This window comes from Arthrobacter sp. MOO21, assembly GCF_057369995.2.
Genome location: NZ_CM170671.2, coordinates 2,372,090 through 2,395,213, shown reverse-complemented (window position 1 = coordinate 2,395,213; position 23,124 = coordinate 2,372,090). Strand labels below are relative to the sequence as shown.

The window sequence follows — 23,124 nt, the reverse complement described above, 5'->3', positions numbered from 1 at the left end:
TGAATAGTGAAATAATGCTATGACCTGCATCACTCGCGGTCAAGCCGTAGCGCGCCTTCGCGGCAGTCACAAACGGTTGGTTTCCAGCGCCAAGGCCCGGACCTTGCCAGCTTGGCAGCCCTGCGTTGACCGGGCGCGCCACTCGAACCTAATCTCATAGAGCAATAATTTTTTCTCGCATAACGAAAACTGATGCCGAGTATTCAATGATGAAAGAAGGCTGCCATGGCTGCAGGAGAAGATACCTCCCATATCCTCAGCGGGTTGACTAACCAGCTGCCTGATCGTGATCCGGAAGAGACTGCCGAGTGGGTTGAGTCCCTGGATGCGTTGATCAGGGAACAGGGCACCGAGCGTGCCCAATACATCATGCGGAGCCTGCTGCAGCGCGCGGGCGCGCAGAGCGTCGGGGTGCCGATGGTGACCACCACGGATTACGTGAACACGATCCCGGTGGACCAGGAAGCCGAATTCCCCGGCAACGAGGAATACGAGCGCCGCTACCGGGCCTACATGCGGTGGAACGCCGCGGTCATGGTGCACCGGGCGCAGCGGCCCGACATCGGCGTTGGCGGACACATCTCCACCTACGCCGGGGCTGCGACCCTGTACGAGGTCGGGTTCAACCACTTCTTCCGCGGCAAGGACGCCCCCGGCGGCGGGGACCAGGTGTTCTTCCAGGGCCACGCCTCCCCCGGCATGTACGCCCGGGCGTTCATGGAAGGCCGGCTCTCCGAGGAAGACCTGGACGGCTTCCGGCAGGAAAAGTCCAAGGAAGGCCACGCCCTCTCCTCCTACCCGCACCCGCGCCTGATGCCCAAGTTCTGGGAATTCCCCACCGTGTCGATGGGCATCGGGCCGATGAACGCGATCTACCAGGCCCAGTCCAACCGGTACCTGCACAACCGCGGCCTGAAGGACACCTCCGACCAGCAGGTCTGGGCGTTCCTGGGCGACGGCGAAATGGACGAGCCCGAGTCCCGCGGCCTGCTCCAGCTCGCCGCGAACGAGAACCTGGACAACCTGAACTTCGTGATCAACTGCAACCTCCAGCGCCTGGACGGGCCGGTGCGCGGCAACGGCAAGATCATGCAGGAACTCGAAGCGTTCTTCCGCGGCGCGGGCTGGAACGTGATCAAGGTCGTCTGGGGCCGGGAATGGGATGACCTGCTCACCCGCGACACCGACGGCTCGCTCGTGAAAATCATGAACGAAACCCCCGACGGGGACTACCAGACCTACAAGGCCGAATCCGGCGGGTTCGTCCGCGAACACTTCTTCGGCAAGACCCCGCAGACCAAGGACCTCGTCGCGGACCTGACCGATGACCAGATCTGGAACCTCAAGCGCGGCGGCCACGACTACCGCAAGGTCTACGCCGCCTACAAGGCAGCCACCGAATTCAAAGGCAAGCCCACCGTCATCCTCGCCAAAACCGTCAAAGGCTACGGCCTCGGACCGCACTTCGAGGGCCGCAACGCGACCCACCAGATGAAGAAACTGACCCTGGATGACCTGAAGAAGTTCCGCGACCACCTGCGCATCCCGGTCACCGACGAGCAGCTTGAGAACGACAACTACCGTCCGCCGTACTACCACCCGGGTACTGACGCACCGGAAATCAAGTACATGATGGAGCGCCGCGCCGCCCTGGGCGGGTCGGTGCCGGAGCGCCGGTCCACGCACGCCGAGATCGTGCTGCCGGACGCGAAGTCCTACGAGGTGGCCAAGCGTGGCTCCGGAAAGCAGCAGGCCGCCACCACCATGGCGTTCGTCAGGCTCCTGAAGGACCTGATGCGGGATAAGAACTTCGGCAAGCACATCGCCCCGATCATCCCCGACGAGGCACGCACGTTCGGTATGGATGCGTTCTTCCCGACGGCGAAGATCTACAACCCCAAGGGCCAGAACTACCTGTCCGTGGACCGCGACCTCGTCCTGGCCTACAAGGAATCCCCCGCGGGCCAGCTGATCCACCCCGGCATCAACGAAGCCGGCGCCGTCGCAGCGTTCACCGCCGCAGGCACCGCCTACGCCACCCACGGCGTGCCCCTGGTCCCGGTCTACGTCTTCTACTCCATGTTCGGCTTCCAGCGCACCGGCGACGCCTTCTGGGCCGCCGCCGACCAGATGACCCGCGGATTCATCATCGGCGCCACCGCAGGACGCACCACCCTCACCGGCGAAGGCCTCCAACACGCCGACGGACACTCACCCCTGCTGGCCTCCACCAACCCGGCCGTCATCACCTACGACCCCGCCTACGGCTACGAAATCGGACACATCGTCCGCTCCGGCCTCGAACGCATGTACGGAGATGAGTCCGAAGGACACAACGGCGACAAGAACGTCATGTACTACCTCACCGTGTACAACGAACCCATCATCCAGCCCGCAGAACCCGAGAACCTCGACATCGAAGGCGTCATCAAAGGCATCTACCTGCTCAACCCAGCGAAGGCCGCAGGACTGAATGAAAGCAGCCCCCGCACCCAGATCCTCGCCTCCGGCGTCTCCGTGCCCTGGGCCCTCGACGCCCAGCGGATCCTCGCCGACGACTGGAACGTCTCCGCAGACGTCTGGTCCGTCACCTCCTGGAACGAACTGCGCCGCGACGGCCTCGCCGCCGAAGAGGAAGCCTTCCTCAACCCCGGCCAGCCCGCCCGCGTCCCCTTCGTCACCCAGCAACTCGAAGGCGCCACCGGCCCCGTCGTCGCCGTCTCCGACTACATGAAAGCCGTCCCCGACCAAATCCGGCAATTCGTCCCCAACGAATTCGCCACCCTCGGCGCCGACGGCTTCGGCTTCTCCGACACCCGCGCAGCAGCCCGCCGCTTCTTCAAAAACGACACCCACTCCATCGTCGTCAAAGCGCTGCAAATGCTCGCGGCAAGGGGCGAAGTCGAGGAGGGCGCGCCGTCGTACGCCATGGACCGCTACAAGCTCCTGGACGTCAACGCCGGAACCACGGGCGGGGCAGGCGGAGACGCCTAAGCCGCAGGCAGGGTGCAGACAGGGCTTTGTGCCTATTGACGTTCCCGTTTTCGCGTCCTCTACTGGCCTGTAAAGCCGTCCTGCCGTTAAAGGAACCTCCATGGCCTCGACGCTGCGAACCCCTGTTTGCGACCTTCTCGGAGTAGAGCACCCCATCATGCAGGCGGGCATGGGGCCATTCGGCAGCGGTGCATCGCTGGCTGCCGCCGTTTCCCATGCCGGCGCCCTGGGCAGCCTCGGAGGTGCCCTCCGCACCTCCGAGGAGCTCCGGGCAGGCATCACGACCATCCGGGACCAGACCAACCGGCCCTTTGTCGTCAACTTCACCCAACCCTGGCTTCAGGGACACCCCGGGTCCTTCGACCTGGCCCTGGAGCTGGGCGCGCCCGTTGTGTCCCTGGCCTTGGGCGATCCCGGGGAACTTCCGGCAAAGGCCCACGAGGCGGGCGCCCTCTTCATCCAGCAGGTGCACACCGTGCGGCAGGCCCGCCTTGCGGCGGACCGCGGCGCCGACGTCATCATTGCGCAGGGGACCGAAGCAGGCGGCTTCGGCGGCACCATCTCAAGTTTCGTCCTGGTGCCCCAGGTGGTGGATGCGGTGAGTCCCTTGCCGGTCCTGGCAGCGGGGGGGCGTCGCAGACGGGAGGGGCGTGGCCGCGGCCCTCACACTCGGCGCCCAGGGCGTGAATATGGGCACCCGGTTCCTCGCTTCCGTGGAAGCGTCGATCAGCGACGGCTGGAAGCAGGCCCTGGTTGCTGCCGAAGCCGAGGATGCCGTGAAAGTGGAGGTCTGGGACGACATCTTCCCAAAACCGGCAAATGGGGCTTTCGACGTGGTGCCCCGGGCACTGCGCACACCCTTCATCAGCAAGTGGCAAACCGACCGGTCTGCGGCGGCACGGCAGGCCGCAGACCTCCAGGAAGACCTCGCGGCCGGCATGCGTGAGGGCCGGATGGAGGAATACGTCCCGTTCACCGGCCAGTCGGCCGGACTGATCAGCAGCATCCTTCCGGCTGCGATGATCGTGGAACAGCTCGTGGCAGAGGCCGTCGGCGCACTGCAGCGCATGCAGAAACTTAGCGAATAGGACCTGTCTCCGGCGGGCCGCTACAGTGCAACTATGAGGAGGATCGGCAGCGCAGCGAGCCTGGCCAGCGGCGGGGCGACGGGCATTGTCCTCGCAGCCGGCGCCGGAACGCGGCTGGGCCTCGGCCCCAAAGCACTGCTCCCTTTCCACGGCCGGCCGCTGGTGGAGGCCATCGCCCGCGCACTGCTTGACGGCGGTTGCCGGGAAGTGGTGGTGGTTCTAGGCGCAGGAGTGTCGGACGTTGAGGCGGCTGCCAACCTGGACCGCTTCCGCGTGGTGACCAATGCAGGCTGGGAGTCGGGGATGGGAAGTTCCTTCCTGCTCGGCAACCAGGCCGCTGATCCTGCAGACCACGTCCTGATCGCCCTCGTGGACCAGCCCGGCCTCACCGCGGAAACGGTGGCGCGGCTGCTGGCCCGGCACCGTCCGGGACGCATCACTGCCGCCGCGTACCGCCGCAGTGATTCCGGCGACGGTGGCGGGGCGGCACTCCGCCGCGGACACCCACTGCTCATCGACGCCTCCCTGCGCGAACCCGTGTCTGCAACGGTAACGGGCGATGCCGGGGCTCGCGGCTTCCTGCGCAGCCATCCAGACCTGGTGGATGAGGTGGACTGCACCGACCAGTCCAGTGGTGAGGATGTGGATACGCCGGACCAGCTGCGCCTTCTCCACTAGCACCTGCAGGTCGTCACCAGCATCTGAAGCCGGTCAGGCGGGGGCGCGCAGGAACCGCGCGAGGGCCTCTTCCCAAGGCGACCCGCCGTGGTGAACGAGGTCGATGCCGCCGGCTGGCAGTCCCCCGGGCCATCGTGGTGGTTCCCAGTCCTGGTGTTCGCTGGTGTAGCGCCTGCCGCTGGGTGAGGTCCAGCCGGGTGGTTCGTTTTTGCCGGCCGGGGTGGGTGCCCAGCCGGTAGTGTGCCGGAGCCGGTGGTGCTTGCGGCAGGGCTGTCCCAGGTTGGAGATCCCGGTAGTGCCGCCGTTGGCCCAGGCGAGGATATGGTCGGCGTCGTTGTCCAGGGAGTTGTTGCTGCACCCAGGGAAGGGGCATTTGCCGTCCCGCATCCTCAACCAGGCCCGCATCGCTTTGGTGAGCCGGTAACTCGTCTGCCCGATCTCCAATGGCGCAGCATGCCCCAGCTGCGCGCTGACACCTTCGCTGAGGCGGTCCTGGGCAACTGCGGCCCCGCCGGCGTTGCCGGCGCGGACGGCAGTGGAGATGCTGGTCTGTCGTCGCGGATCCGGGCGCAGGTGCTGGTCACGGTGCCGGTGTTCTCGCTGATGGGCTCGACGGACGAGCCGGCTTTGTTGGACGGGTATGGGCCCATTCCGGCGTCGATGGCCCGGGACCTGGTGGCGAACGGGGCGGGGTCGTTTTATCGGGTGTTGGTGGATCCGCGGGATGGGGCGGGGCTCGTCGGGGCCCTGCATGCTCCGGGCGAGGGCGGTGAGCCGGTTCCAGCCGGCCAAGGCTTGGTCGGCGGGCAGGTGCGCCGACAACCACGTCATCCCGTCCTGGTCCGGCCGGAACTCCACCCGCCGATCCGCCACAGACTTGGCGTGGCGGATTTCGATGCTCTCGGCATGATGACGTTCCCGCCACGTCCGGGCCTTGCCCCTGAACCGGTGCGCGGGCATCTGCCCCACCGGGCATCCCCTGGCAGGGTCCGGAGCGTCAGGGTCCAGGAAATGGGCCTCCAGCGCGCCGGCACCGGCGGCATCAAGGCTGGCCGTCTCGTCGACCATGGCCAGGGCATGCTGCCACGACAGGGCCCCGGCCTCCAAGGCCGCAAAGGTCCTGGGCAGCGTGGTGGCAAGGGCGTGGGAGGCGGCCAGGAACGATGACGCCGCCCGCGGCCCCAGAGACAGCACACACCCGACCTCGGCCGCGACAGCCATCTCCTGCGCCTGCACCGGCACATCCGGCCCGGCAACAGCGTGGGCGCTCTCCGCATACTTCACAGCGGCCTTCGCCTTCAGCGCCGCGAAACCGGCTTCGGCTTCCCGGGCACCCCCAAGAATATCCAGGCAACCATCCGCCAACCCCGCCAACGGATCAGCCGCCGAAAACGGCTCGGGACCCCATCCCTCGACCTCAGCACTGAGCACAGCAAGGGCAGCACGGATATCCGCATACGCCTTGGCCACCGCCGCTTTCCCCATAAACACATCATGGCAAAGGGGTACGACATTCCCTCTGTGAAGGCTTCAGCTCAAGCCTGCATCGCGCTGTCCAACAGTTCCTGCAGCCCCTGCTTGAAGCCTTCGCGGCCGCCGTGGGCCGGGTGCCGGATCTTTGGAACATCCAGGCCGACGCGCTTCAGGCTGTGCTGCGCTACGTTGCCCACCGCCACAAGGGTCTCTATGCCAAACAACTCCGAGAGTTCCTGCCAGAACGGTGTCCCCAGCTTCGTCTCGGAAGGCCTGGGTGTCCGGTTGGTCTGTGGCAGCCCGGGCCGGTGCGAATGCCAGGGGAATGCGCTCCACAGCAACGGAAGGAAGTCGAGCTCAGCCAGGACCTGCCACAGGACAGTTGCCGTGGGTTCGGCTGGAACCCCTGCAGCTTCGGGCGGCAACACGTACCCCTTGCCGGGGCCGAACAACCCAAAGCTGTTGGCGGGGCCTGCAAGGATGGTCCGGTTAGTGAAGGGAACCCCCGTGATGCGCATGCCCCGGAAGCCAGGGGCCTCCCCCACCAGCAGCACTTTTGGCCGTCGGTCCAGCATCTCCTGCAGGTAGAGTTCCAGGTTTCGCCGGCGCAACCCATTCGCCGGAACCGCATGGTCGAAGAAATTAGTGGAATCCGGCCCCGTTTCCACGGCGGCGAGCCGGTCCACGAAGGCGCTGACAGCAGGGTCTCTCACGCGCCGGACCGTTCCAGGATGGCAGTCAAACGTTCCGCCGCGGTCGGATCGGCCTTCGCCAGGCGCGCTTTCCGAAGGTTCTCGCGCACGATCCAGCGCACGTCCCGGTCCTGGCTCCGTGCCCACTTTTCGAGGTATGCGAAACCTGCGGGCGGCGCAGCGGCGACGGCAACGCTCCAGCAGTACCCAAGCCCCTGGCGCAGCACGCGGAAGTGCTCAGACCGCCGGGCTGCAGGATCCGTTGCTTCCACCGCAGCGGTAATCCTGTCGAGGGCCTGAACTGCCCTGGCGGCATCCTCCGGAGCGCGGAGCAGCCGGGGCTCACAGATACCGGCCGCAATGGCCCGTTGCACCAGCGGCCCGCCGTCCGCCCATTGTTCCGTCAACGCCCACAACGCCGCCATGTCCGCATCCCCGAGTTGCTGCAGGGCCATCGCTGCCCCCTCGCGCACCCGCCAGCGGCCGTCTTCGGCCAGCGTCCGCAGGGTTGCGGCTGCACCAGAATCGCCCTCCACAAGCAGGCGGCCGAGACCAACGGCGCCACACATGGCAAGGTACTCGTCAGGACTTCCAGCGCACAGCCGGATCAGGGCGGGGTCCGCCACATCGGAAAACGCCTGCGCCAGTTCGATGTTCCCGCGGGGTCCGGGAAGCCCGGATTCAGCGTTGAGGTAGGCCGTCCATTGTCCGGGCGGCAGCGATTCCAGCACCGCCCGGTAATCCGACCGTTTACTCACCGGAACCTCCTCGCGTGAAAGCTGCGGACCCCCGGCGAACGCTACCAGCGCGGGTGGATGGCTTCGCGGAAGTAGTGGTCGTAGATCCACCGGACGCCGTCGTCGAATTCCTTGCCGATACTGACCGTGGCCGCGGCGGCGTTGGCCCGTGCCTGCTCCACGTTGCGGGCGCCCGGGATAACGCTGGTGACGCCGTCCTGTGCTGCAATCCAGGCAATGGCTGCCTGCGCCGTTGTGGCGCCCGAAGGCACCAGTTGCTCGAACTCCGCCACGGCCTTCAGGCCCAGCTCGTAATCCACGCCGGAGAAGGTCTCGCCGACGTCGAAGGCCTCGCCCTGGCGGTTGTAGTTGCGGTGGTCGTTCTCCGCGAAGGTGGTGTCCTTGGAGTACTTGCCGGACAGCAGGCCGGACGCGAGCGGCACCCGGGCGATGATGCCCACCCCGGCGGCCTTGGCAGCGGGAAGGACCTCGTCCAGCGGCTTGAGCCGGAAGGCGTTGAGGATGATCTGGACCGATGCGGTGCCCTCGTGTCGGATCGCCTCCAGCGCCTCGTCAGTCCGCTCCACGCTGACGCCATAGTTCCGGATCGCGCCTTCAGCCACGAGGGTGTCCAGGGCGTCGTACACCTCGTTGCTGCTGTACACCGGGGTGGGCGGGCAGTGCAGCTGGACGAGGTCAAGGGTGTCCGTGCCCAGGTTCTTGCGTGAGCGGTCCACCCACTGGCGGAAGTTGGCCAAGGTGTAGTTTTCCGGCTTCTGGTCCACGCGGCGGCCCATCTTGGTGGCCACCGTGACGCCGAGGCCAGGGTTGTCCGCCAGGAACTTTCCGATGGCCTGCTCACTCTTGCCGTCGCCGTACACATCGGCGGTGTCGAAGAGGGTGACGCCGGCCTCCACGGATGCCGCGAGGATGGCCTGCGCCTGTGCCGGGTCCACGTTGCCCCAGTCCGCGCCGAGCTGCCAGGTCCCCAACCCCACAATGGAGACGCTACGTCCGGTCTTACCTAAAATCCGCTGTTCCATCCCCTGACTATATGCAACGATGCAACGCGGGGTCAGATCCGGCCCGCAGGACGCACCCAATCCGACCCCGCCTTGCCCTGGGAAATATTGCTCCGGACAAGCGTCCTAGGAAAGAACGTGCTCAAGCTTGGGCACCAACCCCGCTTCCTTAAGGCCCAGGTAAATCCGGTCCCGTGCAATGGGCAGGGACGCGAACCGCACGCCGGTGGCGTTCCGGATGGCATTGGCCAGCGCAGGCGCCACGGGGTTGAACGGGCTCTCACTCATCGACTTGGCGCCCAGCGGCCCCATTTTGTCGTTCGTGTCCGCGAAGTACACCTCGCTGCGCGGCACGTCCGCGAACGTAGGAATGTGGTACTGCCGCAGGATGTCCGTGGTGACCTTCCCGGCGTCGTCCACCACCACTTCCTCGTACAGCGTGGCACCCAGGGCCTGGGCAATCCCGCCCTCAATCTGTCCGCGGCACTGGCGGGGGTTGACCACCACGCCGGCGTCCGCCGCCTGCACACTCTGCAGGATCTTCAGTTCGCCGGTGCCGCGGTTCACCGCCACCCGGAAGCCGTGGACGTTGAACGCCACGGAGCGCGGCGTGCCGCCCCATCGCCCTTCGGCGGCGAGTTCGACGCCGGCTTCCGCGGCTTGCTGCGCGAGTTCCGCCAGTGCCACGGGCGTCCCGTCGATCACCACGGCGTCGCCGTCCAGCACGCAGGCGGAGGCCTGGGTCTGCCGGATGCCGGCGGCGAAGGCCCGGATCCGGACGGCAAGCTCCTCCGCTGCCGCCAGCGTGGCCTTTCCGGCCACCACCGTCCCGGCCGACCCGAACGCGCCGGTATCGTGCTCCACCAGGTCCGTGTCCGACTGCCGCACCACAACTTTCGACGCCTCCGTGGACAATGCGGTGGCAGCGAGCTGGGCATGCACGGTGGTGGTGCCGTTGCCGAACTCGGCGGTCCCGACGTCGGCCTGGTACGTTCCGTCCGGCAGGAGCCGGACGTGGGAATGGGCAAAGTGCCCCCGCGGCGGCACGGTGTCGATCATGGACAGTGCGGCACCGTCGCCCACCATCCAGTCCGGGCCTAGGTCGTCGAGGCCTGCGTCCCGGTACCTTTCCTTGCCTCGGTCCAGGGCGTCCCGCACCAGGTCGAGGCACTGGTCAAGTCCGTAGCTGCCGTAGTGGACATCCTCTTCCGGATCCGGCTGGGTGGACAGCATGCGGTCCCCCTCGCGGACCATATTCCGACGGCGGAACTCCAGCGGATCCATGCCGATCCCGGCTGCCAGCTCATCCATGGCGGACTCGATCGCGAAGATCATCTGGCTGAGCCCGTAGCCCCTGAACGCCCCGGCGGGCACCGTGTTGGTGTACACCGAATGTGCGTCCACCTTCTTGTTGGCGCAGTTGTAGACCGCCAGCGATTCGCCGCAGCCGTGGAACATCACGCCGGGGCCGTGGTTGCCGTAGGCGCCGGTGTTGGTGACCACGTCCAGTTCCAGGGCCGTCAGCGTCCCGTCCTTGGCGGCTCCTGCCTTCAGCTTGATGGTGAACGGGTGCCGGGTGGTGGTGGCAGTGAACTGCTCGGTCCGGGTGAGTTCCAGCTGGACCGGCCGCTTCAGTGTCAGGGCCGCGAGCGCCACGAGGTCCTCGGTCAGGACTTCCTGCTTGCCGCCGAATCCGCCGCCCACGCGTCCGGCCACCACATGCACCTGGTCCTCGTCCAGGCCGAAGACCCGGCACAGGGTGCGCCGCACCAGGAATGGCACCTGGCTGGAGGTCCGGACCTGGAGGCGCCCCTCGGCGTCCACCGAGGCGATGGCAGCGTGGGTTTCCAGGGCGACATGCTGGACGCGCTGGGTGCGGTAAGTCTGTTCGTGGATGAAGTCCGCCGCAGCCAACCCCTCGGCCACGCTCCCCAGTTCGGAATGAAGCTCGGCCACCACGTTCCGGTCCGGCCGGGAGATGCGCGAACCTGTGGCGTCCTTGTCCCCATGGACCAGCGGCGCACCGGGCAGCAGGGCTTCCTGCGGCGAGAAGACGGCGGGAAGTTCCTGGTATTCCACCCGGAGTGCCCGTACACCGGCTTCCGCCGCGGCAACGGTTTCGGCCACGACGGCGGCCACCCGCTGGCCGCGGAACCGCACCACGTCGTCCAGCACCCGGGTGTCGTCCGGGTCATCGGTGAAGAGCTCATGCTGGGCCGTGGAGAACAGCTGTTCCGGGGCGTCCCGGTGGGTGAAGACGGCCACCACACCCGGGAGTTTCAGGGCCGCCTCGGTATCAATGGACAGCACCCGGGCGTGGGCGTGCGGCGAGCGCAGGATCTTCAGGTGCAGCAGGCCCTGGAGCTGGTCCGCGGGAACGTCCAGCGTGTACCGGGCAGCACCGGTGACCACCGCCCGGCTGGCCGGGGCCGGGACGTCGTCGCCCAGCTGTCCCGGTTCGGGATCCGGCTGCCCCGGCCCGGCAATGCCGGACCCCTGCCCGGCCGGATCCGGGTGGCCGGCGTCCCCGCACACGGCATCGGCGATGGCCCGGTAGCCGGTGCACCGGCAGAGGTTGCCCTTGAGGTTCCGGGGCAGGTTCTCCTTCTGTTCGTCGTCGAAGGTTGCCGCCGTCATCACCATGCCCGCGGTGCAGAACCCGCACTGGAAACCCTGGCGCTGCATGAACTGTTCCTGGACAGGGTGCAACTCTGTGCCGCCCGCAGCAGACGCCAGCCCCTCGATGGTGGTGATGGCATGCCCCTCGGCCCGGACAGCCGGGTAGATGCAGCTGTGGACGGGCGTCCCGTCCACGTGGACGGTGCAGGCGCCGCAGTCCCCGCCGTCGCAGCCCTTCTTCACGCCGGTGTTGCCCTGCTCGCGCAGGAAGGTCCGCAGGCATTGCCCGGGGCGGGGCGCTGCGTCGGAAACCGTTCCGTTGATCTCGATGGCCATGCTCAGGCCCCTTCCTGCTGTGCACTAAATTGCCGGGCATCGGTGCCGCGGTGCGCCGGGCGGCCAGAAATCGCCGGAAACCCGCAGGCCGTGCTCCCCCTCGGGGGCGGTGAGTTCTGCGCGGATTTCCTCGGCCAGCCGGTAGGTCATGTCCTGCCGCCAGGCCGGCAGCCCGTGGATGTCGTCGTGGTAAAGGTCTGGTGGGATGGCGGCGCCGATGGATACGGCGAGCCGGTCCGCGTCCGGCAACCCGTCGAAGCGCAGCTGCACGGGCCGCTTCGTGGCCGCGGTGACGGTCAGGACCAGGGAGGTGCCGCCGTCGAGCCGTCCCACCAGCAGCACCCCGGACCGGCCGAGGTTGCTGAGGGACAAGCGCCGGAACGCCACCCTCGAGGACAGGGCCGACGCCGGGAGGTGGACGCTGCGGAGCAGCTCTCCGGGTGCCAGGCAGTTCCGCGCGTCGCCGGTGACGAATTCGGCCACCGGGACGGTGCGGCTGGTGCCGTCGGGGGCGAGGATGGTGGCGGTGCCGTCCAATCCGGCGCACAGCGAAATCATGGGACCGGCTGGCAGCGACGTGCAGAGGTTCCCGCCCACCGTGGACATGTTCCACACCTTGAACGAAGCCACGAAGGAATCGCAGCACGGACGGACCAGGTCCAGCGCAGGCCAGGCGCGGCCGGACACCTCAGGCGAACCGGGCAGGCTGTACAGCTGGGCGATGGTGCAGGTTGCGGCAAGTTCGATGCCGTCATCGGTGACGGTGACCGGCTCCCAGCCGGCTTCGCCCAGGTCAAGGAGCCGTTTGAGGGGCTCCGGACCGAAGGCGTAGCTGCCATAGGAGAACAGGACCGTGCCGCCGGCCAGCCAGGCGTCGCCGTCGCGCCATTGTGCGGGGTCGGTGGTGCGGACCACCGCCTCGATGGTGTTCATGTCCATGCGATCTCCTGCTTGATGAAGTCTGTGGGCGCCGGCGGCGCGGTTTGGTGGATAGGGCCGGAGGTGTCCCGGAGCGGCGTGCAGCCTGCGGACCGGGAGCGGGCGGCGATAAGTTCGGCGGTGATGGACACCGCCACTTCGGCCGGGGTAACTGCATTGATGTCCAGGCCGATAGGTGAATGCAGCTGGGCGATCCGCTCTGGCCGGATCCCCGCGCTGAGGAGCCCCTCCATGCGCTGGAGGTGGCTGCGGCGCGATCCCATGGCGCCGATATACGCCAGGTCGAGCGCCAGTGCTGCTTCCAGGAGCGGGAGGTCGAACTTGGGATCGTGGGTAAGGACGGCCGCCACGGTGCGGCTGTCCAGGCGGCCCGCGGCAGCTTCCGCCGCGAGGTAGCGGTGCGGCCACTGGGTGACCACAGCGTCGGCGGCAGCGAACCGTGGCTGGTGGGCGAAGGCAGGCCGGGCATCCACGAGGGTCACGTGGTAGCCCAGCAGCTTGGCAGCCGGGACCAGGGCGGCGCCGAAATCGTTGGCGCCGAACACCAGCATCCGTGGCGGCGCAAGGCGGGACTCCACGAGGATCAGTGGTTCCCCGGCCTCGGGCCGGCTGGCCTGGCCCAGCCTGCCGGGAAGGCAGTTGCCGTCCCCGGCCGGCCGAACCAGGCCCGCACCGCCGCTGCGTACCAGGGACTCCACCTGCAGCGCGGGCTCCCCGTGCAGCATTGGTGCCAGCCCGGGGAATGTTCCCACGCGGGCAGCGGCGGGGTTGGAAAGCACGACGGCGCCGCCCCCTTGCCCGTCCAGCAGCCGTACCAGCGCCACGGGTTCGCCCGGGCCAAGTCCGGCGAGTTGCAGCAGGGCGGCCCGCAGGGGATGCACTGCCCCGCCGGGACACTTGCCGGGCACGGCACCGGGCACCGGCTGGACATGAACGTCCAATGCGCCGCCGCAGGTGAGCCCGGCAGCGAAGGCGTCCGCCGAACTGAAGCCGAAGGTTGCCAGCCGGGAGCCGCCGTCGTCCATTGCCTCTTCCGCCAGCGCAACCACCGCGCCCTCCACGCAGCCGCCCGAAAGGCTGCCCAGCACAGCCCCCGAGCCGCTGACCAGCATTGACGTGCCCACCGGGCGGGGCACCGAACCGGAAGCAGAGACGATGGTGGCCACGGCAAACCGCTGCCCCAGCAGCCCGTGCAGCCAGCTCTCAGGCAAGGGGATCAGGTCAAGCATGGCGGCGCTCCTTCATCCGCGCGGCGGTGGTGTCCATTGTCGGTCCTTCCAGGTGGTTGGGGAAGCAGGCGGGCGCTTACCCGCCGAGCAGGGCGTTGATCGGTCCGCGGGCGAAGTACACCAGGAACCCGGCGCTCACCACCCACATCAGCGGATGGATCTTCTTCGCCTTGCCCGACGCCGCGCCGATCACGGCCCAGCTCACGAAACCCACACCGATGCCGTTGGCAATCGAGTAGCTCAGCGGCATGGTCACGATGGTGAGGAATGCCGGCAGGGCCACGGTGAACTTGGTGAACTTGATCTCCCGGATCTGGGCCATCATCATCGCGCCCACCACCACCAGCGCGGCCGCGGCGACCTCGAGGGGCACCACGCTGGTGAGCGGGGTGAGGAACATCGAACCCAGGAACAGCAGGCCGGTGACCACCGAGGCCAGGCCGGTGCGCGCGCCTTCCCCGATGCCGGCAGCGGAATCGATGTACACGGTGTTGGAGGAGCCTGAGGTTGCCCCGCCTGCCACGGCGCCGAAGCCTTCCACGATGAAGGCGGACTTCAGCCGCGGGAACGTGCCGTCCTTGTGCGCAACGCCGGCGCTCTTGGCCAGGCCGGTCATGGTGCCCATGGCGTCGAAGAAGTTGGTGAACACCAGCGTGAAGACCAGCATGGTGGCAGCGAGTCCGCCGATCCGGGCGTACGAGCCGAAGAGGTCGAACTGGCCCACCAGGCCCAGGTCCGGAGCCGAGACCAGCTGGCCGGAAAGGACCGGGGTGTTCAGGTGCCAGCCGCCGGGGTTGGTGGCGCTGGCCGGGCCAATCTTCATGATGGCTTCCACGATGGCGGCCAGCACGGTGGTGCCGACGATGCCGATGAGCAGGCCGCCCTGGACCTTGCGGGCCACGAGGATGCCCATGCTGAGGAGCCCGACGACGAAGACGAGGGTGGGCACGGAGGTGATGGAGCCGCCGTCGCCCAGCTGGACGGGAGGCCCGCCCGCGGTGGGCCGGACGAAGCCGGAGTCCACGAACCCGATGAAGGCGATGAACAGGCCGATGCCGACCGCGATGGCGGCCTTCAGTTCCTTGGGAACGGCGCGGAAGATCGCGGTGCGGGCGCCGGTGACGCCGAACAGCACGATCAGGATGCCGTTGATCACCACCAGGCCCATGGCCTCCGGCCAGGTGACCTCGTGGATCACCGAGACGGCCAGGAAGGAGTTGATGCCGAGCCCGGCGGCCAGCCCGAACGGCAGGTTGGCGATGAGGCCGAACAGGATGGTCATGACGCCGGCGGTAAGGCCGGTGACGGCGCCCACCTGTGCTGCGGAGAGCCAACCCCCGGCGACGTCGGTGGGAGCGTTGTCCGCGCTGAAGCCGCCCAGGATCAGGGGGTTCAGGATGACGATGTACGCCATGGTGAAGAAGGTGACCAGGCCGCCGCGGAATTCGCGGGCCAGGGTTGAGCCCCGCCGGGTGATGTGGAAGAAGCGGTCAAGGAAGGAGTTCGACGCCGGCAGCTTGGGAGTGCGCGGGGCCTGCCGGGTGGCGGGGGTACTTGGAGCCGAATGCTCCTCGTGGGAATGGTCCAGAATGGTCATCTTTGCCGCCGGGCCTAGTAGTCGATCCTGGATTCGAGCGTGTTCCAGGTGTTGAACGGCTCCAGCGGCGCCGGGGCCTGGGGATCGCCCAGTTCCAGCTTGGAGACCGGCATCAGGGAGTCCCTGTCCTGGTTTTCGAAGTATTCGTAGAAGACGGCGTCGTCGAAGCCGACCGAGGCGGCGTCGTGCCGGTCCGCCGCGTAGACCACCCGGTCCACGCGGGCCCAGAGTGCGGAGGCCAGGCACATGGGGCATGGCTCGCAGCTCGTGTAGAGGGTTGCGCCGCTCAGGTCGAAGGTGCCCAGTTCGCGGCAGGCGGTGCGGATGGCGGTGACTTCTGCGTGGGCGGTGGGATCGTTGTCCGCGGTGACGCGGTTGACGCCGTCGAAGGTTGTGCCGTCCGCGGTGACGATCATGGCGCCGAAGGGCCCGCCGCTGTTGAGGACGTTGGCCGTTGCCAGCCGGATGGATCTGGCCAAAAACTGTTCGGCCGTGACGGTGGTACTCATGATGCGACTTCCTTTTGCCGGGAAGCCTGTTGCCGTGCAGGACCAGTAGAACCAGGTGCGAACGGTTACCAGGCTTCAGCATGTGCTGTGAAGGTTAAGTTGCGCCTGGTAGATAGCTTCCCGGGTTCGGGTGCCCGCCTTTGGCAGAATTGAGATTAGCACCGCTTTGTGGGCCACGCCATAGTTTTCTGGAAATTTTCTTTCGCCATGTGAAATCAATGTTTCGGGCCCTTCACCGCCCTTCCCCGGGCCGCCGGTCACATTCCGCCGGCGTTGACCCGCCGCCCACGGGCTGGCTACTGTCATCGGACCCGCGGCCCGCGGTTCTTCGGGCACGGCGGCGACCTGGATCAGCAGACAGGGCCTCACTGAGCTGGATTAACTGCCCCTTTGCTCAGAACAGGACATCCACATGCACCAGCCCACCCCCGCATCCCGGCTCTGGATCCGGAACCCCCTGGCCGCGTTCACCGCCAACTCCCTTGACGCGTCCGGCGGGGTGGTGGTCAGCGGCGGCGCCATCACTGAAGTCCTCGCAGCCGGGCAGCGGCCGTCCGCACCCTGCGAGGAGACGTTCGACGCCGGCAGCCACGTGCTGCTGCCGGGCCTGATCAACACCCACCACCACTTCTACCAGACCCTCACCCGCGCCTGGGGACCCGTGGCCAACGCCCCGCTGTTCCCCTGGCTGCAGAACCTGTACCCGGTATGGGCACGGCTCACGCCAAAGGACCTCGAACTCGCCACCACCGTTGCACTGGCCGAACTGCTGCTTTCGGGCTGCACCACAGCCGCCGACCACCACTACCTCTTTCCGGCGGGCCTCGAGGATGCGATCGACATCGAAGTGGCAGCGGTGCGCCGGCTGGGCATGCGGGCAACGCTCACCCGCGGGTCCATGACGCTGGGAACGGACGACGGCGGCCTGCCGCCGCAGTCCACGGTGCAGGACCCGGAGGTGGTGCTGGCGGACAGCGAACGGTTGGTCCGCCAGTACCACGAGCGCGGTGACGACGCCGCGATCCAGATCGCCCTGGCGCCGTGCTCGCCATTCTCGGTGACGAAGGAGATCATGGCCGAGAGTGCCGCCCTCGCCGAGCGGCTCGACGTCCGGCTGCATACCCACCTGGCCGAGACGCTGGACGAGGAGGACTTCTGCCGGGAGATGTTCGGGCTGCGGACCGTGGACTATTTGGACAGTGTCGGCTGGCTGACGGACCGCACCTGGCTGGGGCACGGCATCCACTTCAGCGACGCCGAGATCAGCCAACTCGGGGCGGCCGGGACCGCCGTCGCACACTGCCCAACCTCCAACATGCGCCTCGCGTCGGGCACTGCCCGCGTCCTGGAACTGGAGGACGCGGGAGTCCCGGTGGGGCTGGGGGTGGACGGCTCGGCGTCGAACGATGCCTCCAACATGATCCTCGAAGCGCGGCAGGCGCTCTACCTCCAGCGGCTGCGCTACGGCGCGGACGTTCCGGTGGAGCGGGCGCTCGCGTGGGCAACCCGCGGGTCCGCCGCGGTCCTGGGCCGGCCGGGACTGGGACAGCTGGCGCCGGGCATGCAGGCGGACCTGGCCCTCTTCAAGCTCGACGACCTGCGGTTCTCCGGCAGCCACGACCCCATTGCGGCGCTGCTTCTGTGCGCGGCCGACCGGGCAGACCGGGTAATGGTGGGCGGACACTGGCGGGTGGTGGACGGCCGGATACCGGGACTCGACGTCGCAGGCCTGATCGCGGAGCACTCCGCCGCCGCATACCGGCTGGTCAACGGCTGACAGGCATCCACCCCGCTGCTAGCGTGGCGCCATGACTCCATCAAAGACGCCGGCCGAGATCCTGGACATCGATGGTGAGGAAGTCCGGATCTCGAGCCCGGACAAAGTGGTGTTCCCCGAACCAGGGCTGACCAAGCTGGACCTGGTGCGCTACTATCTTGCCGTCGCGGACGGTGCGCTGCGCGGGGCGGGCGGCAGGCCCATGGTGCTCAAGCGGTTCCCGAAGGGGATCGACGCCGAGCCGTTCTTCCAGAAGCGCGTCCCGGAGAACCATCCGCCGTTCATCGACACCACCACCCTGCACTACGCCTCCGGAACATCGGCCGAGGAAGCTGTCATCCGGGACGCCGCGGGCCTTGCCTGGGTGGTGAACCTGGGCTGCCTGGACCTCAATCCGCACCCGGTCCGCGCCGAGGACCTGGAACATCCGGACGAGCTCCGCGTGGACCTGGATCCGATGCCGGGCGTGGACTGGTCGCAGATCGTGGACGTCGCGTACGTGGCGCAGGAGGTGCTCCATGATGTGGGGCTGGTGGGCTGGCCCAAGACCAGCGGGTCGCGCGGGCTCCACATCCTGGTGCGCATCGCACCCCGGTGGTCCTACCGCGACGTGCGGCTCGCCGCGGAAGCGCTCGCGCGGGAGGTGGAGAACCGCGCCCCCGGCCTCGCCACGGCGCGGTGGTGGAAGGAGGAGCGCGGCGAGAGCGTATTCGTGGACTTCAACCAGAACGCCAAGGACCGGACCGTGGCCTCCGCCTACTCGATCCGGCCGCTGCCTGACGCCCGGGTCTCAACACCGCTGGCCTGGGGCGAAGTACGCACCATCCGCCCGGAACAGTTCACCGTTCCTACCGTGCTCAAGCGGTTCGCGGAGTCGGGCGATGCCCACGCGGGCATTGATGGCGCCGTGGGTTCGCTGGACGGGCTGCTGGCGCTGGCCAAGGAACTGGGCCCGGCGGAAAAGGCGCCGCGCGCCGGAAACGGATCCGGCCGCAGGCAGTCAGTGATGCCACTGATTGAAGTGGCGCGCACCCGGACCAAGCCGGAAGCCCTCGCGGCCCTGGAGGAGTGGAAGTCCCGGCACGCCGCCGTCACCCCGTCCCTGAGTCCCGCCGACGTCATGGTGGACGGGATGCGCGGGTCCAGTTCGCTCTGGTACCGGGTGCGGGTCAACCTGCAGCACGTTCCGGAGACTAAGCGCCCGGCCCAGGAGGAGCTGATTGCGGACTACGACCCGTGGGCCGGCAAGGAATGGGCCGCCGCCGGGGACTGACTGGAGGGCTGGCGTCAGCGGCGGCCGAAGCCGGGAAGCGCGTGCATCCAGCGCGAGAAGCGGCTGGGTTCATGGACCCGGTCCTCCGGTACGTAGAAGTCCGGATCCGTGCCGCCGCCGAGGGGGAGATAGAACTCCTGGGCTGAAGGTGCGGCGGGTGGCTGCGGTGCGACGGGTGCCCTGTCCTGCTGGTACATCTGATCCTCCTCGTTGTCTAAGCGCTGTTTCATATTGTGGAAACTAAATTTTGCTATACGAAAAGAGTACGGGCGAGATGGGGGGACCGTCAATAGGTGCCGCCAACGCCGGGCGGCAGGGCAGTCACAAAATGAATTTTCGCCTTGTGATGTACACCACCGGCTTCCAGGGGTACGCTTTTAGGCAACTCGTGGCGCAGGTCACGTAACCTGGGAGCAGCAGGCAGGGTCGTAATGAGCTGGCATCAATGGATGCCGGCTCTTTTTTGTTGGGTCGGCTCCACCGGAAACGCGCTTGAAATGCGCGCTTAATTTCAGTGATGGAACCTTGGTTCCACTTACCGGAGATTGGGAAATGACCATGAGCAGCAAGATCATCCTCGGCGAAAACCAGTACGGCAAGGCCGAAGTCCGCGTCGTCAAGATCACCAGGGACACGAACCGCCACGAGATCGAGGACCTGAACGTCACCTCGCAACTGCGGGGCGACTTCGCCGCGGCCCACCTGGAGGGCGACAACGCCCACGTGGTGGCCACGGACACCCAGAAAAACACCATCTACGCCTTCGCCCGCGACGGCATCGGCTCGCCGGAAGCATTCCTGCTGCGGCTCGGCGAGCACTTCACCTCCAGCTTCGACTGGGTCACCGGCGGCCGCTGGGAGGCCGAGTCCTACGCCTGGAACCGCATCCAGGCCCACGGCAGCGAACACGACCACTCGTTCGTCCGGAACGGCCAGGAAGTCCGCACCGCCGTCCTGGTCCGCGACGGTGCCACCAGCCACCTGGTCTCCGGGCTGAAGGACCTGACCGTCCTGAAGTCCACCCAGTCCGGCTTCGTCGGCTACCCCAGGGACCGCTACACCACGCTGCCCGAGACCACCGACCGCATCCTGGCCACTGACGTTTCAGCGCGCTGGCGCTTCAAGACCGGCACCGACTTCAGCACCCTGGACTTCAACAAGAGCTACGACGACGTCAAGGGACTCCTGCTCGAAGGCTTCACCGAGAAGTACTCGCACGCCCTGCAGCAGACCCTGTTCGACATGGGCACCAAGGTCCTTGAGGCCCACAGCGAGATCGATGAGATCAAGTTCTCCATGCCGAACAAGCACCACTTCCTGGTGGACCTCTCCCCGTTCGGCCTGGACAACCCGAACGAGGTCTTCTTCGCGGCAGACCGCCCGTACGGACTGATCGAGGCCACCGTCCAGCGCGAGGACGCTACGGCGGCCCCGGCCGCCTGGTCGGGCATCGCCGGCTTCTGCTAAAGCACGACACCAGGTTTCGACGGGCCCAACCACCTTTGGCGGCTGGGCCCGTCGGGGTCACCCCACAGCTTCACCTGTTAGCCAGACAACGTTAGCCAGACGATGACGTCTGCCATGAACCCAGAAAGTCTGCCATGAACATCAGAAGGAAACCGGCCACCGCGGCCGCCGCAAAAGGCACCCAGCCGGCCCGCCCGGAGGACCAGCGGCTCCCGATTGGAAGCACGTTCGCCTACGGCTTCCAGCACGTCCTCACCATGTACGGCGGCATCATCGCCCCGCCACTGATCATCGGCGCCGCCGCGGGAATGAACTCCCAGGACATCGGCCTCCTCATCGCGGCCTGCCTCTTCGTCGGCGGCCTCGCAACCATCCTGCAGACCGTCGGCGTCCCCTTCTTCGGATCGCAACTGCCGCTGGTCCAGGGCGTCTCCTTCGCCGGTGTTTCCACGATGGTGGCCATCGTCCACGGCGGCGGCGGGATCCAGGCCGTCTTCGGATCGGTTATCGCAGCCTCCCTGATCGGCCTGCTGATCACCCCCCTGTTCTCGAAAATCATCAGGTTCTTCCCGCCGGTAGTGACCGGAACGGTGATCACCACCATCGGCCTGACGCTGATGCCGGTCGCCGCCAACTGGGCCATGGGCGGCAACAGCAAGGCGCCCAACTACGGCAGCGTGGCCAACATCGGTTTGGCCGCGGCCACCATGGGCATCGTCCTGCTCCTGAGCAAGGTGGGCAGCGCCGCCATCTCGCGGCTGTCCATCCTGCTCGCCATGGTCCTCGGCACGCTCATCGCAGTCGTCTTCGGCATGGCCGACTTTTCCAAGGTGGGCCAGGGCGAAATCGTCGCCTTCCCCACCCCCTTCGCCTTCGGACCGCCCACGTTTGAAGTCGCGGCCATCATCTCCATGCTGATCGTCATCCTGGTGACCCTCACCGAAACGTCCGCGGATATCATCGCCGTGGGCGAGATCGTGGGCACCAAGGTGGACTCGAAGCGGATCGGCAACGGCCTGCGTGCTGACATGCTCTCCAGTGCCGTCTCCCCGCTCTTCAATTCCTTCACCCAGAGCGCCTTCGCACAGAACGTCGGCCTGGTGGCCATTACGGGCGTCAAGAGCCGGTTCGTGGTCAGTGCCGGCGGCGTGATCCTGGTGGTCCTGGGCCTGCTGCCCGTCCTGGGCCGGGTGGTCGCGGCGGTGCCGACGCCCGTCCTGGGCGGCGCCGGCGTCGTGCTCTTCGGCACTGTCGCGGCCAGCGGCATCCGGACGCTGTCCAAGGTGGACTACAAGAACAACATGAACCTGATCGTGGTGGCAGCCTCCATCGGCTTCGGGATGATCCCCATCGCCGCCCCGGCGTTCTACGACCAGTTCCCCTCCTGGTTCGGCACCATCTTCCACTCGGGCATCAGCTCCGCCGCCGTCATGGCCATCCTGCTGAACCTGCTGTTCAACCACCTCCGCGCCGGCAATTCGGACAACCAGTCGGTGTTCGTCGCGGGCACCGAGCGGCTGGTCCGCGCCGAGGACCTCCGCTGCCTGGCAGAGGGCGACCGTTTTGAAAACGGTAAGCTCATCGACTGCGACGGCAAGGAAGTGCCCATCCAGTCAGCCGAGAAGGCGTCAGAGCACTGACACTTCCGCAATGGGCGCACGACGGCGGCCCCTCCCGAAAGGAAGGGGCCGCCGTCGCGCGTGGTTATGGCAGTCCGGGCCGCGCGGGTGCCCTAGGTGCGGTTCAGCTCGCGCGAGATGGCTTCGGCAGCTTCCCGAAGGATCGGAACGGCCTTGTCGGCAAAGTCCTCATCCACCCGCGAGACGGGGCCGGAGACCGAAATCGCCGTCGGCGTGGGGGCGTTGGGCACGGCCATGGCGAAGCAGCGGACGCCCAGCTCCTGCTCCTCCTCGTCAATGGAGTAGCCCCGCTCCCGGATGAGCTTCAGGTCGGCGAGGAGCTCTTCGACGTCGCCAATGCTCTTGGGCGTGGGGGTGGGCATACCCGCGCGGGCAACGATGCCGCGGACCGTGTCGTCGTCGAGCTGGGCGAGGATGGCCTTGCCGACGCCGGTGGCGTGGGTATGGGCGCGCCGGCCCACCTCGGTGAACATGCGCATCGAGTGCAGCGAAGGCACCTGGGCCACGTAGATCACCATGTCCGAGTCCAGCACGGCCATGTTGGAGGTCTCCCCCAGCCGGTCCACCAGGGTCTTCAGCTGCGGGCGGGCCAGTGCGCCGAGCTGCTTGTTGGCGCCTTCACCCAGCCGGATGAGGCGCGGCCCCAGGGCGTAGCGCCGGTTGGGCAGCTGCCGGATGTAGCCCAGCGACACCAGGGTGCGCAGCAGGCGGTGGATGGTGGGCAGCGGGAGGTCCGTGGACGAGGAGAGCTCGCTGAGCGTGACGTCGCCGCCGGCATCGGTGATGAGCTCCAGCAGCTCGAAGACGCGTTCCACCGACTGAACCCCGCCAGAGGCTTTTTCTGCCATTCCGTTGTCTCCTATGGCTCGGAATCCGACAACTCTTATCCGCATCGTGAAAAGAGTTGCTTAGAACACCCAACATACAGCACGGCGCGCGCCGCGGCGACGGATGGCCGCCGGTCACATTCGAAGGGCTTGTATTTCCATAAAGTAGATAATAATATCCATAATACGAAAAGATTCGGATACGGCAGAAGCCGGTCAAGGCCCAA

Annotated in this window: 18 protein-coding genes and 1 pseudogene; 8 read left to right on the top strand and 11 right to left on the bottom strand. The window is 67.3% G+C overall.

The features are described from left to right. The first annotated feature begins 225 nt into the window (after positions 1 to 225). The 4 genes and pseudogenes from aceE (at position 226) to nboR (ending at position 4,760) form a co-directional block, all read left to right on the top strand. Entirely contained in the window at positions 226 to 2,994 is a 2,769-nt protein-coding gene (gene aceE / locus AC2JAJ_RS11095) for a pyruvate dehydrogenase (acetyl-transferring), homodimeric type (RefSeq protein WP_486415840.1), read from the top strand. A gap of 100 nt (positions 2,995 to 3,094) precedes the next feature. Next, positions 3,095 to 3,628 (top strand): annotated as a pseudogene (locus AC2JAJ_RS11090) (NAD(P)H-dependent flavin oxidoreductase); the annotation flags it as partial. A 16-nt stretch (positions 3,629 to 3,644) separates the two neighbouring features. Continuing rightward, the gene (locus AC2JAJ_RS11085; protein WP_501053116.1) at positions 3,645 to 4,082 is read left to right on the top strand and encodes a nitronate monooxygenase; all 438 of its coding nucleotides are present in this window, start codon (positions 3,645 to 3,647) and stop codon (positions 4,080 to 4,082) included. A 33-nt stretch (positions 4,083 to 4,115) separates the two neighbouring features. After that, a complete protein-coding gene (nboR, locus tag AC2JAJ_RS11080; RefSeq protein WP_486415842.1) occupies positions 4,116 to 4,760 on the top strand; it encodes a nicotine blue oxidoreductase in 645 nt (214 codons plus the stop codon). Positions 4,761 to 4,793: 33 nt separating this feature from the next. On the opposite strand, the gene AC2JAJ_RS11075 is transcribed toward nboR, so the two are convergent. The 9 genes from AC2JAJ_RS11075 to AC2JAJ_RS11035 all read right to left on the bottom strand — a co-directional run bounded on the left by AC2JAJ_RS11075 (position 4,794) and on the right by AC2JAJ_RS11035 (position 15,913). Beyond that, positions 4,794 to 6,245: an HNH endonuclease signature motif containing protein gene (locus AC2JAJ_RS11075; protein WP_486415843.1), complete on the bottom strand. Its 1,452-nt coding sequence runs from the start codon at positions 6,243 to 6,245 to the stop codon at positions 4,794 to 4,796. 50 nt (positions 6,246 to 6,295) lie between these two features. Continuing rightward, positions 6,296 to 6,946, bottom strand: a complete 651-nt coding sequence (locus AC2JAJ_RS11070; protein WP_486415844.1) for a uracil-DNA glycosylase — start codon at positions 6,944 to 6,946, stop codon at positions 6,296 to 6,298. Continuing rightward, positions 6,943 to 7,683 carry a HEAT repeat domain-containing protein gene (locus tag AC2JAJ_RS11065; protein WP_486415845.1) on the bottom strand — a complete coding sequence of 247 codons (741 nt, stop codon included), beginning with the start codon at positions 7,681 to 7,683 and terminating at the stop codon, positions 6,943 to 6,945. The genes AC2JAJ_RS11070 and AC2JAJ_RS11065 overlap by 4 nt, the downstream gene beginning before the upstream one ends. A 41-nt stretch (positions 7,684 to 7,724) precedes the next feature. Next, the gene (locus tag AC2JAJ_RS11060) at positions 7,725 to 8,705 is read right to left on the bottom strand and encodes an aldo/keto reductase (protein WP_486415846.1); all 981 of its coding nucleotides are present in this window, start codon (positions 8,703 to 8,705) and stop codon (positions 7,725 to 7,727) included. Between the two features lie 105 nt (positions 8,706 to 8,810). Then, complete coding sequence (locus AC2JAJ_RS11055; RefSeq protein ID WP_486415847.1) at positions 8,811 to 11,639, bottom strand: molybdopterin-dependent oxidoreductase; 2,829 nt, start codon at positions 11,637 to 11,639, stop codon at positions 8,811 to 8,813. Between the two features lie 24 nt (positions 11,640 to 11,663). Then, positions 11,664 to 12,578: an FAD binding domain-containing protein gene (locus tag AC2JAJ_RS11050; protein WP_486415848.1), complete on the bottom strand. Its 915-nt coding sequence runs from the start codon at positions 12,576 to 12,578 to the stop codon at positions 11,664 to 11,666. Then, positions 12,569 to 13,807, bottom strand: a complete 1,239-nt coding sequence (locus AC2JAJ_RS11045) for an XdhC family protein (RefSeq protein WP_486415849.1) — start codon at positions 13,805 to 13,807, stop codon at positions 12,569 to 12,571. The genes AC2JAJ_RS11050 and AC2JAJ_RS11045 overlap by 10 nt, the downstream gene beginning before the upstream one ends. 76 nt (positions 13,808 to 13,883) lie before the next feature. After that, complete coding sequence (locus AC2JAJ_RS11040; protein ID WP_486415850.1) at positions 13,884 to 15,404, bottom strand: NCS2 family permease; 1,521 nt, start codon at positions 15,402 to 15,404, stop codon at positions 13,884 to 13,886. Between the two features lie 14 nt (positions 15,405 to 15,418). After that, positions 15,419 to 15,913, bottom strand: a complete 495-nt coding sequence (locus tag AC2JAJ_RS11035; RefSeq protein ID WP_221383463.1) for a nucleoside deaminase — start codon at positions 15,911 to 15,913, stop codon at positions 15,419 to 15,421. Between the two features lie 412 nt (positions 15,914 to 16,325). On the opposite strand from AC2JAJ_RS11035, the gene AC2JAJ_RS11030 reads away from it, so the two are divergent. Both AC2JAJ_RS11030 and ligD read left to right on the top strand, forming a co-directional pair. Further along, the gene (locus AC2JAJ_RS11030; protein ID WP_486415851.1) at positions 16,326 to 17,690 is read left to right on the top strand and encodes an 8-oxoguanine deaminase; all 1,365 of its coding nucleotides are present in this window, start codon (positions 16,326 to 16,328) and stop codon (positions 17,688 to 17,690) included. 31 nt (positions 17,691 to 17,721) lie between these two features. Further along, positions 17,722 to 18,963, top strand: a complete 1,242-nt coding sequence (gene ligD / locus AC2JAJ_RS11025) for a non-homologous end-joining DNA ligase (RefSeq protein WP_486415852.1) — start codon at positions 17,722 to 17,724, stop codon at positions 18,961 to 18,963. 14 nt (positions 18,964 to 18,977) lie between these two features. On the opposite strand, the gene AC2JAJ_RS11020 is transcribed toward ligD, so the two are convergent. Continuing rightward, on the bottom strand, positions 18,978 to 19,160 hold the full coding sequence (locus AC2JAJ_RS11020) for a hypothetical protein (RefSeq protein WP_501053115.1): 183 nt from the start codon (positions 19,158 to 19,160) through the stop codon (positions 18,978 to 18,980). Positions 19,161 to 19,515: 355 nt separating this feature from the next. On the opposite strand from AC2JAJ_RS11020, the gene pucL reads away from it, so the two are divergent. Both pucL and AC2JAJ_RS11010 read left to right on the top strand, forming a co-directional pair. Beyond that, positions 19,516 to 20,430, top strand: a complete 915-nt coding sequence (gene pucL, locus AC2JAJ_RS11015) for a factor-independent urate hydroxylase (RefSeq protein ID WP_221383466.1) — start codon at positions 19,516 to 19,518, stop codon at positions 20,428 to 20,430. Positions 20,431 to 20,564: 134 nt separating this feature from the next. Then, positions 20,565 to 22,070 (top strand): nucleobase:cation symporter-2 family protein, encoded by a 1,506-nt coding sequence (locus tag AC2JAJ_RS11010; RefSeq protein ID WP_221383467.1) that lies wholly within the window; start codon positions 20,565 to 20,567, stop codon positions 22,068 to 22,070. A 92-nt stretch (positions 22,071 to 22,162) separates the two neighbouring features. Here AC2JAJ_RS11010 and AC2JAJ_RS11005 read toward each other — a convergent pair whose 3' ends face one another. Further along, on the bottom strand, positions 22,163 to 22,918 hold the full coding sequence (locus AC2JAJ_RS11005; RefSeq protein ID WP_221383468.1) for an IclR family transcriptional regulator: 756 nt from the start codon (positions 22,916 to 22,918) through the stop codon (positions 22,163 to 22,165). Positions 22,919 to 23,124 lie beyond the last annotated feature (206 nt).

What these genes read in the sequence shown, in the direction of transcription:
- aceE (WP_486415840.1), top strand. Translation starts at nt 226, where the DNA reads ATGGCTGCAGGAGAAGATACCTCCCATATCCTCAGCGGGTTGACTAAC.
- AC2JAJ_RS11060 (WP_486415846.1), bottom strand. Translation starts at nt 8,705, where the DNA reads ATGGAACAGCGGATTTTAGGTAAGACCGGACGTAGCGTCTCCATTGTG.
- nboR (WP_486415842.1), top strand. Translation starts at nt 4,116, where the DNA reads ATGAGGAGGATCGGCAGCGCAGCGAGCCTGGCCAGCGGCGGGGCGACG.
- AC2JAJ_RS11050 (WP_486415848.1), bottom strand. Translation starts at nt 12,578, where the DNA reads ATGGACATGAACACCATCGAGGCGGTGGTCCGCACCACCGACCCCGCA.
- AC2JAJ_RS11020 (WP_501053115.1), bottom strand. Translation starts at nt 19,160, where the DNA reads ATGTACCAGCAGGACAGGGCACCCGTCGCACCGCAGCCACCCGCCGCA.
- AC2JAJ_RS11035 (WP_221383463.1), bottom strand. Translation starts at nt 15,913, where the DNA reads ATGAGTACCACCGTCACGGCCGAACAGTTTTTGGCCAGATCCATCCGG.
- AC2JAJ_RS11075 (WP_486415843.1), bottom strand. Translation starts at nt 6,245, where the DNA reads ATGGGGAAAGCGGCGGTGGCCAAGGCGTATGCGGATATCCGTGCTGCC.
- ligD (WP_486415852.1), top strand. Translation starts at nt 17,722, where the DNA reads ATGACTCCATCAAAGACGCCGGCCGAGATCCTGGACATCGATGGTGAG.
- AC2JAJ_RS11055 (WP_486415847.1), bottom strand. Translation starts at nt 11,639, where the DNA reads ATGGCCATCGAGATCAACGGAACGGTTTCCGACGCAGCGCCCCGCCCC.
- AC2JAJ_RS11030 (WP_486415851.1), top strand. Translation starts at nt 16,326, where the DNA reads ATGCACCAGCCCACCCCCGCATCCCGGCTCTGGATCCGGAACCCCCTG.
- AC2JAJ_RS11045 (WP_486415849.1), bottom strand. Translation starts at nt 13,807, where the DNA reads ATGCTTGACCTGATCCCCTTGCCTGAGAGCTGGCTGCACGGGCTGCTG.
- AC2JAJ_RS11005 (WP_221383468.1), bottom strand. Translation starts at nt 22,918, where the DNA reads ATGGCAGAAAAAGCCTCTGGCGGGGTTCAGTCGGTGGAACGCGTCTTC.
- AC2JAJ_RS11040 (WP_486415850.1), bottom strand. Translation starts at nt 15,404, where the DNA reads ATGACCATTCTGGACCATTCCCACGAGGAGCATTCGGCTCCAAGTACC.
- pucL (WP_221383466.1), top strand. Translation starts at nt 19,516, where the DNA reads ATGACCATGAGCAGCAAGATCATCCTCGGCGAAAACCAGTACGGCAAG.
- AC2JAJ_RS11010 (WP_221383467.1), top strand. Translation starts at nt 20,565, where the DNA reads ATGAACATCAGAAGGAAACCGGCCACCGCGGCCGCCGCAAAAGGCACC.